This is a genomic window from Clostridium sp. JNZ X4-2, assembly GCF_054889485.1.
In genome coordinates, this window is record NZ_CM142685.1 from 83,869 (window position 1) to 99,951 (window position 16,083).

The following is a 16,083-nucleotide window of genomic DNA, read 5'->3' on the forward strand; positions in this document are numbered from 1 at the left end:
AATTATATAGATAGTTTAGAAGAGAACTAAAAGTCGTGCTGACTTTTAGTTTATTTTTTTGTCTATTGTTATGTGTAGTATATTAAGTATAATCAAATTATTGCGAAAATTTACTTGATTTTAGAAGGGATTTTAATTTATAAGTAGAATATATAATTAAGCGCAAAGTAAGAGGAGGAATTGCTTATGAAAAAATATTCAACAAAGCATTTAAGAAATGTGGGGATCATTGGTCATAGTGGATCCGGAAAGACTACATTAACAGAAGCAATACTTTACTATACAAAGGCTATAGATAGATTTGGGAAAATTGAAGATGGAAATACTGTCAGCGATTATGACACTGAAGAAAAAAAGAGAAAAATATCTTTATCTGCATCAGTAGCTTCGTGTGAGCATAATGATGTAAAGATAAATTTAGTTGATATGCCGGGATATTTTGATTTTATAGGAGAAACTATGGAAGGATTAAGAGCCATTGATATAGCTATGATTGTTGTGTCAGGTGTATCTGGGATTCAGGTAGGAACTGAGAAGTCCTGGAATTATGTGAATAGAGATAATCTTCCCAGAGCTTTTTACGTAAATAAATTGGATAGGGAAAACTCCGATTTTGGCAAAGTACTGGAGGAGTTAAAAGAAAAGTTTGGTATATCTGTGGTACCTGTTCAATATCCAATAGGTAAAGAAAACGGTTTTAGAGGCGTTGTAAATGTAATATCAAGAAAAGCTAGAATATTTGACAACAAAAGTAAATCCATGATAGAGGCAGATATACCACAAGATATTTTAGAAAAAGTAGATGAATGTAAAAACATGATTATGGAAGCTGTAGCAGAAACAGACGAAGAACTTTTAGACAAATACTTCAACGAAGGTACTTTAAGTGATGAGGATATATATACGGGACTAATAAATGGATGTTCAAAAGGTGAGGTGGTGCCTGTAATGTGTGGTTCTGCTTTAACTGGAATAGGGATAGAAACCTTAATTGAAGATATAATTGAATGTTTTCCTTCACCTGAAAATTTAGAGTTGGTTAATGCCAAAAATATAGAGGATGATTCTGAACTTAGTGTGAGAATAAATGAAAGAGAACCTTTTTCGGCTTTTGTTTTTAAAACTATAGCAGATCCTTTTGTAGGAAAATTATCCTTATTCAGAGTTATAACAGGAAAGTTAAAATCTGATATGACAGTATATAATGTTAAAAAGAATAAAAATGAGAAAATAGGTGTCATGTACTTTTTAAAGGGCAAGCAGCAGATTCCTACCTCTGAAATAACAGCAGGGGATCTAGGTGCTGTAGCTAAACTACAATTTACAAATACGGGAGATACTTTATGTTATCCTCAATCTTCTATAATATTTGAAGATATTAATTTTCCCCAGCCGGTAATTTCAATGGCAGTTTTACCTAAATCTAAAAATGATGAAGATAAAATATTAAGTGGATTAAATAAGTTAATAGAAGAAGATCCTACTTTTAAGATATCAAGAGACATAGAAAATGCGGAAGCAATAATATGGGGTTTAGGCGAAACACATATTGATGTAATATCATGTAAATTAAAATCTAAATTTGGTGTAGAAGTTATTCTGCAAGAGCCCAAGGTACCTTATAGAGAAACTGTAAAGAAAACTTCAGACGTTCAGGGAAAACATAAAAAACAATCAGGTGGACATGGTCAATATGGTGATGTAAAAATTAAATTTGAACCAAGAAGTGACGGAGAAGATGACTTGGAATTTGTAGATAAAGTAGTGGGGGGAGTAGTGCCAAGACAATATATACCGGCAGTGGAAAAGGGATTGAGGGAGTGCATTAATCATGGAGTTCTGGCTGGTTATCCCGTAATAAGATTAAAGGCCACCCTGCATGATGGTTCCTATCATCCTGTAGATTCTTCAGAAATGGCATTTAAGGTAGCTGCCTCCTTAGCATATAAGAAGGGACTTTTAGAAGCAGAACCTATATTATTAGAACCAATTGAACATATAGAAATATTCGTGCCTGAATATTATATGGGAGATATAATCGGTGATATCAATAAAAAAAGAGGAAGAGTACTGGGAATGGAGAGTTCTGAGGAAAAACAGGTAATAATAGCTGAAATACCTCAAGCTGAAATGTTTAAATATGCTACGGATTTAAGATCTATGACTCAGGCTAGAGGAGATTTTACAATGAGGTTTGAGAGATATGAGGAAGTACCAAGTTCTGAGGTCAATAAGATAATAGAAAATAAGAATAAAGTGAAGATTAAAGAAGAATAAAATTAAAGAAGCTGCCCCAAGATAAAATTTGGAGGCGGCTTCTTTAATTTATGTATATTTCTAGTGGTTAAAATAAATAATAATTTCATAAATAATTATTTATTTGAGGAGATAATTTATGTCTGAATACAAAATGAATATAAAAGGAAAGATTGATTTGGAGGATTACAGCAGCATATATGATTATATGTCCATAATAGGAGAAAATGATAATTTAACTATAGAAATAAATGATGATGAAAATAAAAATGAGGAAATCATATGCAGCATGTTGAAAAATAAAAGATTCATTATCAGTTTAAATAAAGCTTATGCTGGAAATAAATATTGTATCAAGGCGTTTAAAAATATGGATTAGATTAAAAAAGTATTGTTTATATGTTATAATAAAAAATTATAAGGACCATATTGTAAATGTATATTCAACTTTTTAATAAGGGGAGAAATGTATGATTAAATTATATATAACAAGGCATGGAGAAACGTTATGGAATACTGAAATGAGAATGCAGGGCAGGAAGGATTCACCGCTCACTGAAAGAGGAATTCAACAAGCCAATCTGTTAAAAAAAAGGCTGGAAAATATAGATTTTAGTGTAATATATTCCAGCCCATTAGGTAGAACAGTAAAAACTTCAAAGATATTAGCAGGCCAAAGAAATATACCAATAATAAAAGATGATAGGCTTATGGAAATAGACTTGGGAAAATGGGAGGGCTTTAATCAAAAAGAAATTGAAGAGAAAAATTCAAAGCAGCTTCATAATTTTTGGACTAACCCCAAAGTTTATGAGCCGGATAATGGTGAAAGGTTTGAGCAGGTAAGAGCACGGATAATACCTTTAATAAAAGAGGTTATAAACAAATATGAAGGCAAGAATGTATTATTTGTAACTCACACTATAACTTTAAAGATTATAATGTCATACTTTGAGGATAGGCCTTTAGAGAAATTTTGGGATACACCCCATGTTCATCAGGCAAGTCTAAGTGAAGTGGATATACAAAATGGACAAGCTACTGTTATATTATACGGGGATTCATCACATTTAGGAGATGTAGAAAAAATAGAAACAGTATGATTAAAGAAATAAAATTAGAGTATATTTTAGAAAAATGGATAAAATGTTAGGTATATTAAGTATTTAACTGTAAAATACTTAATGTGGATGAATACAAGAGTTGATTAAAAATGAAGTTAATAATATTATTAAATAAAGGTCAAAGAAAGTCAAAGTCAAGAAGGTGATGAAGTGGCAAGATTATCAGATATAATAGAAGAATTTATAAAAGATATGTTTAATAACAGTGATGAAACTCAACTTCAGATTGGAAGAAATGATTTAGCCAACCATTTTAGCTGTGCTCCTTCTCAGATAAACTATGTTTTAACTACTAGGTTTACTGCTGATAAAGGCTATTATATAGAGAGTAAAAGGGGAGGCGGCGGATGTATAATTATAAGAAAGATGGAATTTAACTGCAATAGAAATTTACTCAAAACTATAGTTGAAAAAATAGGAGACAGTATAACTTATAATTCTGCTGTACAGCTTATAGAGGGACTATTTGAGGAAGAAGTAATAACAGAAAGAGAAGATATGATATTGAAGACTGTGGTAAATGATAGAGTATTAAATGTTTCACTTGAAAATAAAAATAAGTTGAGGGCAGATATATTAAAAGCTGTTATGGTGATTGTGTTTAATGCACCTAAATTTGTTATTAATAGATAAATTTATGATATAATAGGGAATATATTATAAGTGACTAAAACATGTGTATGGGAGTGATAATGTGCTTTGTGATATATGTAAGAAAAATGAAGCTACAGTTCATATAACAAAAATAATAAATGGTTCTAAGCAGGATATTAATTTATGTGAAAAATGTGCTATGGAGAAAGGAGAACTTAATTTTGTACCCCAGATAGATTTCGTATCTCCATTTAGTTTTCAGAATATATTGAGTGGGATTATGGATTATATGATAAATGCCAATGATGAGCAATATAAGAGTTTTGATATATCCTGTAAAAATTGTGGAACTTCCTATAGCGAATTTAAGAAAACTGGTCTTTTAGGATGCAGTGAATGCTATAAGAGCTTCAGCAGTATTTTAGGACCGATAATTAAAAGGGTTCAGGCAAATTTGGATCATACAGGGAAAATACCAAAACGAGCTGGTGAGGATATAATTGAAAAGAAAAAACTTTTGAAATTAAAAGCAGATCTTCAAAAAGCAGTATCATTAGAACAATATGAAAAGGCAGCGACGATAAGGGATATGATAAAGCAGATTAATGTACAGACTGAACAAAATAAAGATGACAAAAAGGAGGGTTAGCTATGGCTATGGACAATTGGATGACTGCTTGTAATAATGACGAAGATTTAGTTATAAGCAGTAGAATGAGGTTGGCAAGAAATCTGGCTAAAATTCCTTTCCCTCACAAATTAAGTGTAGAAAAAAGTAGAGAAGTAATTAAACGTGTAGAAAATGCATTTTATGCTTCTTCAAATACTGAACAGGGATTTAGGACTAATTATTTATGGGAAAAGAATAACAATGAAAGGCAGCTTTATTTGGAAAAACATCTTATAAGTAAAAATTTAATAGACAACAGTGATAAAACGGCTTTTATTCTTAACAATAAGGAAACCGTAAGCATTATGATAAATGAGGAAGATCATGTAAGAATCCAGTGCATAACATCAGGGCTAAATTTAGAAGAAGTATATGATTTAAGTGATAAAATAGATGATTTTCTGGAGGAAAATCTTGAATATGCATTTGATGAGAAGCTGGGATATTTAACAGCATGTCCTACCAATATAGGTACAGGATTGAGAGCATCTGTTATGATGCATCTGCCCGCACTTTCCTTAAACAATCAAATGAATGGACTGTTAAATGCTCTAGCTCAAGTTGGAATGACTGTCAGGGGATTGTACGGCGAGGGTTCTAAACCCGTAGGGAATATATATCAGATTTCTAATCAGGTGACTTTGGGACGTAATGAAGAAGAGATATTAAGCAATTTAAAGGCCATAGTTATTCAGGTTATGAATGAAGAAAAAATTTGCAGGGAAAATCTTATGAAAAAATATAAAAATGAATTAGAGGATAGAATTTACAGGGCACTTGGTATATTGAGATCAGCTGTGCTTTTAAATTCAAATGAATGCCTCAAACTCTTATCTGATGTAAGATTAGGAGTTGAGATGGGAATAGTTAAAGATGTAAATAAAGTGACATTGAATAATCTTCTAGTAAATACACAATCAGCTGCAATACAGAAAAAGTATGGTAAGGATTTATCAAGTAGTGAAAAAGACTTTGATAGAGCAAAACTTGTTAGAGAAAATTTAGCTGTAAATACAGTTCAATAAAAAGGAAGGTGAAATGATTATGATGTTTGGAAGGTTTACAGAAAGGGCACAAAAAGTATTGATTTATGCACAAGAAGAGGCACAGGCACTTCAGCATGGGTATGTGGGAACGGAACATGTACTTTTGGGAATATTAAAAGAAGATGGAATAGCTAAAAATCTTTTGAATAATATGAATATCACTATTGAAGCGGTAAGAAGTTTCATAGAGGAATATGAAGGCAGAGGGGAAATAGATTTATATAATAAGGAAATACCGCTTACGCCTAGAACAAAAAGACTCTTGGAATTAAGTCTGTTTGAGGCTAGAAATTTAAATCATAATTATATTAGTCCGGAGCATATTTTACTTGCTTTAATTAGAGAATCAGAGGGGGTGGCCTTTACTATCCTGAATAATTTAGGAGCTGATTTCAATAAGCTGAGAAAAGAACTTGTAGATGCACTTTCAGGAGAACAATCCTCAAATTCAAATGGAATCAAAAAAGAAAATGGAGAGCCTACTCCAACTTTGGATCAGTTTGGAAGGGATCTAACGGATATGGCAAGAGAAGGAAAGTTAGATCCTGTTATAGGCAGGGAGAAAGAGACTCAAAGGGTATTGGAGATATTAAGCAGAAGAACTAAAAACAATCCTTGTTTAATAGGTGATCCGGGAGTTGGAAAGACTGCTATAGCAGAGGGATTGGCAGAAAAGATAGTTTCAGCCAATATTCCAGAACTTTTAAAGGGAAAAAGAGTAGTTACACTGGATCTTTCTTCAATGATAGCAGGTTCAAAATATAGAGGAGAATTTGAGGAAAGACTTAAAAAGGTTATGGAAGAAATAAAAAAGTCAGGCAATGTAATATTGTTTATAGACGAAGTCCATACTATAATAGGGGCAGGAGCAGCAGAGGGAGCTATAGATGCTTCCAATATATTAAAGCCAGCTTTGGCTAGAGGAGAAATACAATGTATTGGAGCTACAACAATAGATGAGTATAGGAAGTATATTGAAAAGGATGCTGCCCTTGAGAGAAGATTCCAGCCTATACTAGTAGGGGAACCTAATAAAGAAGAGGCTGTTTTAATATTGAAAGGTTTAAGAGATAAGTATGAGGCTCATCATAGAGTAAAGATAATAGATGAAGCTATTAATGCCGCAGTAAATTTATCAGATAGATATATTACAGATAGATATTTACCGGATAAAGCTATAGATTTAATTGATGAAGCAGCTGCTAAAGTGAGAATACAAAATTTAATTGCTCCACCGGATTTAAAAAATTTGGAGGGGGAACTTGAAAAGACAACTAAAGAAAAAGAAGATTCTATTAGAGTTCAGGATTTTGAAAAAGCAGCTAAATTAAGAGATGAGGAAAAGGAATTAAAGGATAAATTAGAAGGATTGAAAACCAATTGGAAAACTAAAAAAGAGGTATCTACCCTTATAGTGGGAGAACCACAAATTGCATCAGTTGTATCTCAATGGACTAATATTCCCATAGAAAAGCTTACTGAAAAGGAATCACAGAGACTCCTAAATTTAGAGACAATTCTCCATAAAAGGGTAATAGGTCAGGATGAGGCGGTTAAGTCTATATCAAGAGCAGTGAGAAGAGCTAGGGTGGGACTTAAGGATCCTAAAAGACCTATAGGTTCATTTATATTTTTGGGGCCTACTGGTGTGGGAAAAACTGAACTTTCAAAAGCATTAGCTGAAGCTATGTTTGGTGATGAAAATAATATGATAAGAATCGATATGTCCGAATACATGGAGAAACATACCGTATCCAGACTTATAGGATCTCCACCAGGATATGTAGGGTATGATGAAGGTGGCCAGCTTACTGAAAAGGTAAGACGAAATCCATATTCAGTAGTATTGTTTGATGAAATAGAAAAAGCACATCCCGAAGTATTCAATATATTATTACAAATACTTGAGGATGGAAGATTAACGGATGGTAAGGGAAAAACTATAAATTTCAAAAATACTATAATAATAATGACATCCAATGTGGGGGCATCTACTATAAGAAAACAAAGATCTATGGGATTTGCTCTTGCAAATGGGAATGAACAGGAAAATCAGTATGAAAAAATGAAGGATAATATAATGGAAGAGCTCAAAGAGTCCTTTAGACCTGAATTTTTAAATAGAATTGATGATATAATAGTTTTTCACCAGTTGCAGAAAAAAGATTTGATACAGATAGTAAAACTCATGCTAAGAGATGTTTCGACAAGACTCAAGGTTCAAGATATAGAAATTAATTTCAATGAAGATGCTCAAAAGTTATTGGCCAAAGAAGGATTTGATATAACTTATGGTGCAAGACCGCTTAGGAGGGCCATAACTAAAACTGTAGAAGATAAACTTTCAGAAGAGATGCTGAAGGGAAATATTAAAAGAGGAGATAAAGTAGAAGTAGTGGTAAATGGTGAAGAATTATCCTTCAATAAAGTGAATTCAAGTGATTCTTGGGCTCAGGTGTAACTTGCACATAAGGAAAGTTTTCATCTGAACACTGGGAAAACTTATCCAAGTGCATAGCAGTGCTGCTCTACGTGGTGCTGGCAATGATAGTCATGAGATAAAATTAAACTTTATGCTTTACGGGCATAAAGCTTAATTTTTATTGAAATTCAAATATTCTTCACAAAATTGCATCATAATATTGTATAATAATATCTTATACGGGAGGAGATAATTGAGTGGTAAGGAAGAAAACTGTTTTTACATGCCAGAAATGTGGATATGAATCTCCAAAATGGATGGGAAAGTGTCCAAATTGCAATAGCTGGAACAGTATGCTGGAAGAAATTAAATCTCCTCATACAGCATCTTTTCAACATACGGGATTTAGCAGCACACCAAAAAGTATAAATAATATAAAATCCGGTGAATATGAAAGGCTTGATACTGGTATAATGGAGTTGAATAGAGTTGTTGGCGGGGGAATTGTAAGAGGATCCATTACTCTTATATCAGGTGCTCCGGGAATAGGAAAATCCACTTTGCTTTTACAAACTGCCAGTAATATCGCTGAAAAATATGGGAAAGTATTATATGTTTCAGGAGAGGAATCAGAAGAACAAATAAAAATGAGGGGGGATAGACTTGAAGCATTATCTGATGATCTCTTTATAGTTTCAGAAACTAATTTGGATAAGATAGAAGAACATATAGAAAAAAATAAACCTGTATTTGTAGTGGTAGATTCTATACAGACTTTGTTTAAAGAATGTATCAGCTCAGCACCAGGCAGTGTATCTCAAGTAAGGGAAACTTCTAACGATATTATGCGTATAGGCAAAGAAAATAATATATCCTTTTTTATAGTAGCTCATATTACTAAACAAGGAGAATTAGCGGGTCCGAGAGTACTTGAGCATATGGTGGATACTGTGTTGTCTTTTGAGGGAGAAAGAACAGAGGAATTTAGAATACTTAGAACTATTAAAAATCGTTTTGGTACTACCAGTGAAATTGGTGTGTTCGAAATGATAGAAAATGGACTCAGAGAGATAATGAATCCTTCTGCAGTATTTTTAGAGGAAAGAGCATTTCAAAAAGAAGGTTCTATAGTTATAGGGATAATGGAAGGCAAAAGACCTATTTTAGTTGAAATACAGGCTTTGGTCAGTCAAACTAGGGCTGTTATTCCAAGAAGAACAGTAGTTGGAGTAGATATTTCCAGGTTGAATTTAATTTTAGCGGTGTTGGAGAAAAAACTTAAAATACCATTTTATAATTGTGATGTTTATGTAAATGTGGTAGGAGGACTTAAAATAGATGGTACTTTTGGGGATTTAGGACTTGCAGTTGCCCTCATATCCAGTGCTAAATCTAAAGAAATAGTACTAGATAATTTTTTGGCCATAGGCGAAGTCGGCCTTACGGGGGAGGTCAGGCCTGTATCATATTGCGGTAGAATTGTAAATGAAGCAGAAAAAATGGGATTTAAAAATATAATAGTACCAGACAGGAATAAAGAAAAAATAAATGCTAAGGAAATAAATGTTATAGGTGTATCTTCTCTGAAAGAGGTATTAAATAAAGTTTTTTAATTAGGGTGATAATTTTGAGATTGGAAAAGGAAAAAGAACTTAAAAGCATATTGAAACTTTTAGCGCCAGGGACTCAGCTTAGGGAGGGACTCAGGAATATATTAAAAGCTAAAACGGGTGGACTTATAGTTTTGGGAGACAGTGAACAGATATTAAAAATTGTAGATGGTGGATTTACTATTAATTCAGAGTATAGTCCATCATATATATATGAACTTGCAAAAATGGACGGTGCCATAATACTCAGCAGTGATTTGAAAAAGATATTGTATGCAAATACTCAGCTCATTCCGGACTCCAGCATTCCAACTTTTGAAACTGGTACGAGACATAGGACAGCAGACAGGGTGGCCAAACAGACTGGAGCTGTAGTTATAGCAATTTCCCAAAGAAGAAATGTTATAACTATATATAAAGGTTATATTAAATATGTACTTAGGGATAGCAGCGTTATGTTAGGAAGAGCTAATCAGGCCCTTCAGACCCTGGAAAAATATGTATCGGTATTGGATAGGGTAGTCAGCAATCTGAATATTCTTGAATTTCAAGATATAGTTACGCTATTTGATGTAATGACAGCTATTCAGAGAACTGAAATGGTAATGAGAATTGTATCTGAAATCGAAATATACATATGTGAACTTGGCAATGAGGGAAGATTAATTTCAATGCAGTTAAATGAACTTATTAAGAGCATTGAGCGGGATGGTATATTGATGATAAGAGATTATTGTCAAAGCAATATGGATTATGATGATATATATAAACAAATTCAAGGAATAACTCAAGACGAATTATTAAACCTTGATTTTATTTCTAAAGCATTGGGATATGTAGGAGTACCGCTTGTGGATACCTTAATATCACCAAGAGGATATAGAATGTTAAGCAAGATTCCCAGAATACCATCTAATGTAATAGATAATTTAGTAAAAAACTTTAAAGAACTTAAAGGTGTTATGGAGGCATCTTATGAAGAACTTGATAAGGTTGAAGGTATAGGTGAAGCTAGAGCTAGAGCTATAAAAAATGGACTTAGAAGACTTAGAGAACAGATTATGATAGATAATAAGCTTTAGCACAAAATAGTATATTAATATTATTTTGTGCTAAAGATTATCTAAAAGAGTATTTGCCAAGAGTATTTATTTTATCATATTCCTTTAAAAGTATGTCATATAAATTTAAATCCAGTGCATTACATAGGGATGTAAGATAAAATAAATTATTACCTATCTCATCTTGTATTACATCTCTGCAATTATCACATAATGTTCCTTTTATTTGTGTGCTTAAACAGGTTTTTAATGATTCAATATCCAGATTGGTGTTTTCAAATGTATTTTGCTTTTTGGCACGAACTTCTATACAACCGCAATTTGTAATGGATTTTACAATTGCTCTATTTATTCGGGCATTTGATTCTTGAAGTTTAGTTATTATATCTAAAATACTTTTATGTCTTAATAACGATTCATTTACATTATTTTGGAAATCATCAAATATTACATCTTTCATCAAGTTCAACTCCTTATATAAATTTAGCATATTATCTACAAGCTTTAAATGGTTTCATAAGCAAAAATTATTCTATTTATATAATAAACCAAGAATAATTTTATGAATAGGGGGATTAGTATGCAAAAAATGGACAAAATTTGTTTATGAACTTTATTTTTTGGTATAATTATGTAAAGGATACTAAATTAAATTATTTATATTAAGTAAATAATTTATTAAATAAGATTAATTTTATTGAAAAAACTATTTTCTTAATATATATTAGATGTAAAAAGAAAGCAAATATTAATTTATTAATTATAGAGGAGGTGAGTCTATTGTTAAAAAAAATACTTAGAGGTCTCTTTACAATAATAGGCTTAATATTAGGGTATTTAGTGGGAAAGAGTGCTATAGATTCCACTTATTTTTCTAAAATAATTTACTTAAGCAATGGTCCTATAAAAAGAATTTTATTTTTAATTGTGTTGACTATACTTTTTGGAATTATAATGTTTTTAATATCACCTTGGATTAATTCGATTATAATGAGGGTAATGGATTATATTGAGAAAAGTCTTCAAAAACTTCCCGCAACTGAGATTTTATTTGGAGTTGTAGGGGCACTAATAGGACTTCTTGTATCGGCGGTATTTCTTGATTTATTGTCTAAAGTGCCAATTGTAGGTGTTATACTGGCAGTAGTGGTAGCTGTACTTATGGCTGCAATAGGTGCTAATATTGCTATACGAAAAAGAGAAGAGGTTATGTCGTTACTTTCTAATATAGGTTCTCGAAGACTTCAGGGCACTAAAGAAAAAAAGAACAGAAATGAACATAAAGGATATCCTAAGGTTTTAGATACATCGGTAATAATAGATGGAAGGATATTTGATATATGTCAGACAGGATTTGTAGAAGGACCCCTTGTTATACCTAATTTTGTACTTGCAGAGCTTAGGCATATAGCTGATTCTTCAGATGGATTAAAAAGAACTAGAGGAAGAAGAGGATTGGATATATTGAACAAGATACAAAAAGAATTAAATATTGATGTAATGATATATGAAAAAGATTTTCCTGATATAGGTGAAGTTGACAGCAAGCTTTTAAAACTCTCTCAGGTTTTAAATGGTAAAGTAGTTACTAATGATTATAATTTGAATAAGGTTGCAGAATTTCAGGGAGTTCCAGTCCTGAATATAAATGAACTGGCAAATGCAGTAAAACCCGTTGTACTTCCAGGAGAAGAAATGAATGTGCAGATAATTAAAGATGGCAAGGAATCAGGTCAGGGCATAGCTTATCTGGATGATGGTACAATGATAGTTATAGAAGGAGGAAAAAAATCTATAGGAGAAACAAAAGATGTAGTTGTCACATCTGTTTTACAAACAGCAGCAGGAAGAATGATATTTGCAAGACAAAAAGGGGAGTCATAACTTATGAGCAATAATTGTGCTATTATTGTGGCAGCTGGTAAAGGGAAGAGAATGAAAAGTAATATTAATAAACAATTTATTAATATTGAAGGTAAACCAGTATTATATTATTCAATTGATGCATTTAATAGGAATTCTTTAATAGACAGGATTGTAGTGGTTTGTGGGAGAGATGAAATTGAGTACTGCAGGAAAAATGTGGTTGAAAAATATGGGCTGTATAAGGTTGTGAAGATAGTTGAGGGAGGACTGGAACGTCAGGATTCAGTATTTAATGGATTAAAGGCCTTAAAAAACTGTGATGTTGTTTTAATACATGATGGTGCAAGACCATTGGTTACAAAAAAAATTATTGAGGATGGAATAAGATACTGTAATATATATGGGGCATGTGCCTGTGGAATGAAACCCAAGGATACAATAAAAATTAAAGGTGAAAATGGATTTTCACGCACTACCTTGAATAGGGAAGAACTTTTTTTAGTTCAAACTCCCCAATGTTTTAAATATGATTTAATTTATAACTGCCATAAAAAAGTTGTTGAAGAGAAAATTCATGTTACTGATGATACTATGGCAGTGGAGCATTGTGGAAATAAAGTTTATTTATATGAAGGAAGCTATGACAATATAAAGATAACCACACCTGAGGATTTAAATATAGCCGAAATTATGATGAAAGGTATGGGTGTAAAATAAAAATATGGGTTATATGAATTAATATAACATAAAAGACATAATTATTTATAACTTAAATGGGAGAGTAAAATGGAAAATGATTTATTTAATATAAAATTGGACAATACTAGGGTAAGACAAATGAGTCCTCTGACACTTGCTTTTATAGGAGATGCAGTATACGAAACATTTGTACGGACATATTTAGTAAATAAGTACAGAAATATGCAGGTACATAATCTTCATGTGGAAACCATAAAATTTGTAAAGGCTCATTCCCAGAGTGAAATTATAAAAAAATTGGAGAAGAAATTGTCTGATGAGGAATTGTACTTTTTTAAAAGAGGCAGAAATGCTAAATCTGGAACGATACCTAAGAATGCAGATGTGCAGGAATATAGATTTGCCACTGGATTTGAAGCTTTGGTGGGTTTTTTATATTTAACTGGAGAAGTTGATAGATTGAATTTCTTATTCAAATCCATAATTATATTAAAAAAGAAAGGGGAATTTTAAATAACTTTAAAGGTAAAACTAATTAGATATATTCCAATTCTGAGAGAGTTGTATCAACTGTGGTGAAGTTTTTCAAAGAAAAAGGGATCTGTGATTGATGTGGTAAGGTCAGGAAAGTGTATAAGGTGAATAAAAATAAAAATTTAGAATAGAAAAGGTAAGATTATGAAAAATAAAACTGATGTTGTAAAATACAAAAATAAAAATAATCAGATGAATTTAAAAAATGCAAGTGAATCCAGGGAAGATTTAATAGAAGGAAGAAATGCAGTTATTGAAGCTTTGAAATCTGATAATAACAAGACTATAGAACAAATTTTTATTGCAGAAGGAAGTATATCAGGATCCTCAAAAGTAATAATGGCAATAGCAAAAGAGAAAAATATAGTGGTAAAGAAAGTGGATAGAAAGAAGTTGGATAAGATCTCTGAAACAGGAGCTCATCAGGGAGTAATTGCCCAAATAACTCCTTATAAGTATTATGAAGTTGATGATGTATTAGAATATGCTGAAAAAAAGGGAGAGTCCCCTTTTATAATTATATTGGACGAAATAGAGGATCCACATAATTTTGGCTCTATAATAAGAACTGCTGAAATATGTGGAGTACATGGAATTATAATTCCTAAAAGAAGAAATGTAGGCGTTACACCAACGGTTTATAAATCCTCTGCAGGAGCGATAGAATATATGAGAATATGTAAGGTCACGAATTTAAATAACACAATAGAAAAGCTAAAAGAGAAAAATATATGGATATATGGAGCTGATATGAACGGGCAGAGCTATTGTTTTGATATTGATTTTAGTGGAGCTGTTGCATTAGTTATAGGAAGCGAGGGAAAAGGACTATCAAAATTAATCAAAGAAAAATGCGACATGTTGGTGAAGATACCTATGCTGGGAAATATAGCCTCGTTGAATGCTTCTGTGGCAGGTGGCATACTTATGTATGAGATACTGAAACAAAAAATAAAAAGTGATGGAAATTGAGAAATATTTTTGTAGATGGATATAATGTAATAAATAGCTGGCCCGAATTGAATAATATAAAGAAGTATAGTTTTGAATCCTCACGACATGAACTTATAGAAATGTTGAGTAATTATGCAGTTTACAAAGGATATAAGATTTTTGTAGTTTTTGATGCACATATGGTAATGGGGAGTTTGGAAAAAAAGGAAAAAATCAATAAAAATGTTATAGTGGTGTTTACCAAGGAAAATGAAACAGCAGATTCATTTATAGAAAAAACAGTAAATAATATAGGACGTAAAAATGAAGTTTTTGTAGTTACTTCTGATTCTCTAGAGCAGCAGGTTACTTTTCAAAGAGGTGCAGTGAGAATGTCTTCCATTGAATTTTATCATGAAGTTAAAAATATAGAGTCAAAAATAAAAAATAGGATTCAAAAAAAATACTCAGAAAAAAAACATACTTTAGAGGATAGGATAGAAAAGGGTACGTTGGAAAAACTTGAAAAGATTCGCAAAAGTCGTTAAAATCTATTGACTATAAATTTACTTCTAATGTATAATTGAAATGTGTGATTTACATTTGTTTTGGAGGGGATATCTTGGAGAGCATGGGTCTTAATAGTAAACAAATTTCCCCCTTTGTAGAAAAATTAGATGAGGAGGTAATTGTTGAAGCAAAAAAAGGGGATGTAAGAGCTCAAGAATATTTAATAAGTAAATATGAGAATTTTGTTAAATCTAAAGCAAAATCATATTTCCTGATTGGAGCAGATAAAGAAGATATTTATCAGGAAGGCATGATAGGTTTGTATAAAGCTATAAGAGATTTTAAATCGGATAAACTATCGTCTTTTAAAGCTTTTGCTGAACTTTGTGTAACTCGTCAGATAATAACAGCTATAAAGACTGCTACTAGACAGAAGCATATTCCATTAAATACATATGTTTCTTTAAATAAGCCTATATATGATGAGGAATCTGATAGAACACTGCTGGATGTTTTATCAGAGGCTAAAGTGGCGGATCCAGAAGAGCTTATAATTAGCAGAGAAGAATTAAATCACATACAAAGTGAAATAGGTGAGGTATTATCAAGTTTGGAAATGGAAGTGCTTATGTCATATCTAGATGGTAAATCTTATCAGGAAATTGCATGTGATTTAGATAGGCATGCTAAATCTATAGACAATGCATTGCAGAGAGTTAAAAGAAAACTAGAAAAATGTTTAATTAATAAATAAAAAT

At 31.8% G+C, this 16,083-nt stretch carries 16 protein-coding genes; 15 read left to right on the forward strand and 1 reads right to left on the reverse strand.

Going from position 1 to position 16,083, the window contains the following annotated elements; translation table 11 throughout:
* The first annotated feature begins 186 nt into the window (after positions 1-186).
* The 9 genes from fusA (at position 187) to disA (ending at position 10,804) form a co-directional block, all read left to right on the forward strand.
* The gene (gene fusA, locus ACYUJ6_RS00510; protein WP_461843968.1) at positions 187-2,277 is read left to right on the forward strand and encodes an elongation factor G; all 2,091 of its coding nucleotides are present in this window, start codon (positions 187-189) and stop codon (positions 2,275-2,277) included.
* A 118-nt stretch (positions 2,278-2,395) separates the two neighbouring features.
* Complete coding sequence (locus ACYUJ6_RS00515; protein ID WP_461843969.1) at positions 2,396-2,635, forward strand: hypothetical protein; 240 nt, start codon at positions 2,396-2,398, stop codon at positions 2,633-2,635.
* Between the two features lie 91 nt (positions 2,636-2,726).
* Positions 2,727-3,359, forward strand: a complete 633-nt coding sequence (locus ACYUJ6_RS00520; protein WP_461843970.1) for a histidine phosphatase family protein — start codon at positions 2,727-2,729, stop codon at positions 3,357-3,359.
* A 171-nt stretch (positions 3,360-3,530) separates the two neighbouring features.
* Positions 3,531-4,013 (forward strand): CtsR family transcriptional regulator, encoded by a 483-nt coding sequence (locus ACYUJ6_RS00525; RefSeq protein ID WP_461843971.1) that lies wholly within the window; start codon positions 3,531-3,533, stop codon positions 4,011-4,013.
* Positions 4,014-4,074: 61 nt separating this feature from the next.
* A complete protein-coding gene (locus ACYUJ6_RS00530; protein WP_461843972.1) occupies positions 4,075-4,623 on the forward strand; it encodes a UvrB/UvrC motif-containing protein in 549 nt (182 codons plus the stop codon).
* Positions 4,624-4,631: 8 nt separating this feature from the next.
* Positions 4,632-5,669 (forward strand): protein arginine kinase, encoded by a 1,038-nt coding sequence (locus ACYUJ6_RS00535; protein WP_461845399.1) that lies wholly within the window; start codon positions 4,632-4,634, stop codon positions 5,667-5,669.
* Between the two features lie 19 nt (positions 5,670-5,688).
* Positions 5,689-8,151: an ATP-dependent Clp protease ATP-binding subunit gene (locus ACYUJ6_RS00540; RefSeq protein WP_461843973.1), complete on the forward strand. Its 2,463-nt coding sequence runs from the start codon at positions 5,689-5,691 to the stop codon at positions 8,149-8,151.
* Between the two features lie 218 nt (positions 8,152-8,369).
* Complete coding sequence (radA, locus tag ACYUJ6_RS00545; protein WP_461843974.1) at positions 8,370-9,725, forward strand: DNA repair protein RadA; 1,356 nt, start codon at positions 8,370-8,372, stop codon at positions 9,723-9,725.
* Positions 9,726-9,739: 14 nt separating this feature from the next.
* The gene (gene disA / locus ACYUJ6_RS00550; protein ID WP_461843975.1) at positions 9,740-10,804 is read left to right on the forward strand and encodes a DNA integrity scanning diadenylate cyclase DisA; all 1,065 of its coding nucleotides are present in this window, start codon (positions 9,740-9,742) and stop codon (positions 10,802-10,804) included.
* Positions 10,805-10,841: 37 nt separating this feature from the next.
* Here disA and ACYUJ6_RS00555 read toward each other — a convergent pair whose 3' ends face one another.
* The gene (locus tag ACYUJ6_RS00555) at positions 10,842-11,243 is read right to left on the reverse strand and encodes a DUF1573 domain-containing protein (protein ID WP_461843976.1); all 402 of its coding nucleotides are present in this window, start codon (positions 11,241-11,243) and stop codon (positions 10,842-10,844) included.
* Between the two features lie 320 nt (positions 11,244-11,563).
* On the opposite strand from ACYUJ6_RS00555, the gene ACYUJ6_RS00560 reads away from it, so the two are divergent.
* The 6 genes from ACYUJ6_RS00560 (at position 11,564) to sigH (ending at position 16,079) form a co-directional block, all read left to right on the forward strand.
* Positions 11,564-12,667: a PIN domain-containing protein gene (locus ACYUJ6_RS00560; protein ID WP_461843977.1), complete on the forward strand. Its 1,104-nt coding sequence runs from the start codon at positions 11,564-11,566 to the stop codon at positions 12,665-12,667.
* 3 nt (positions 12,668-12,670) lie between these two features.
* Positions 12,671-13,366, forward strand: coding sequence for a 2-C-methyl-D-erythritol 4-phosphate cytidylyltransferase (gene ispD / locus ACYUJ6_RS00565; RefSeq protein WP_461843978.1), 696 nt, complete (start codon positions 12,671-12,673; stop codon positions 13,364-13,366).
* Positions 13,367-13,435: 69 nt separating this feature from the next.
* Positions 13,436-13,861, forward strand: a complete 426-nt coding sequence (locus ACYUJ6_RS00570) for a Mini-ribonuclease 3 (protein ID WP_461843979.1) — start codon at positions 13,436-13,438, stop codon at positions 13,859-13,861.
* A gap of 213 nt (positions 13,862-14,074) precedes the next feature.
* Positions 14,075-14,854 carry a 23S rRNA (guanosine(2251)-2'-O)-methyltransferase RlmB gene (gene rlmB / locus ACYUJ6_RS00575; RefSeq protein WP_461845400.1) on the forward strand — a complete coding sequence of 260 codons (780 nt, stop codon included), beginning with the start codon at positions 14,075-14,077 and terminating at the stop codon, positions 14,852-14,854.
* A complete protein-coding gene (locus ACYUJ6_RS00580) occupies positions 14,851-15,363 on the forward strand; it encodes an NYN domain-containing protein (protein WP_461843980.1) in 513 nt (170 codons plus the stop codon). The genes rlmB and ACYUJ6_RS00580 overlap by 4 nt, the downstream gene beginning before the upstream one ends.
* 83 nt (positions 15,364-15,446) lie before the next feature.
* On the forward strand, positions 15,447-16,079 hold the full coding sequence (gene sigH / locus ACYUJ6_RS00585) for an RNA polymerase sporulation sigma factor SigH (RefSeq protein ID WP_461845401.1): 633 nt from the start codon (positions 15,447-15,449) through the stop codon (positions 16,077-16,079).
* Positions 16,080-16,083 lie beyond the last annotated feature (4 nt).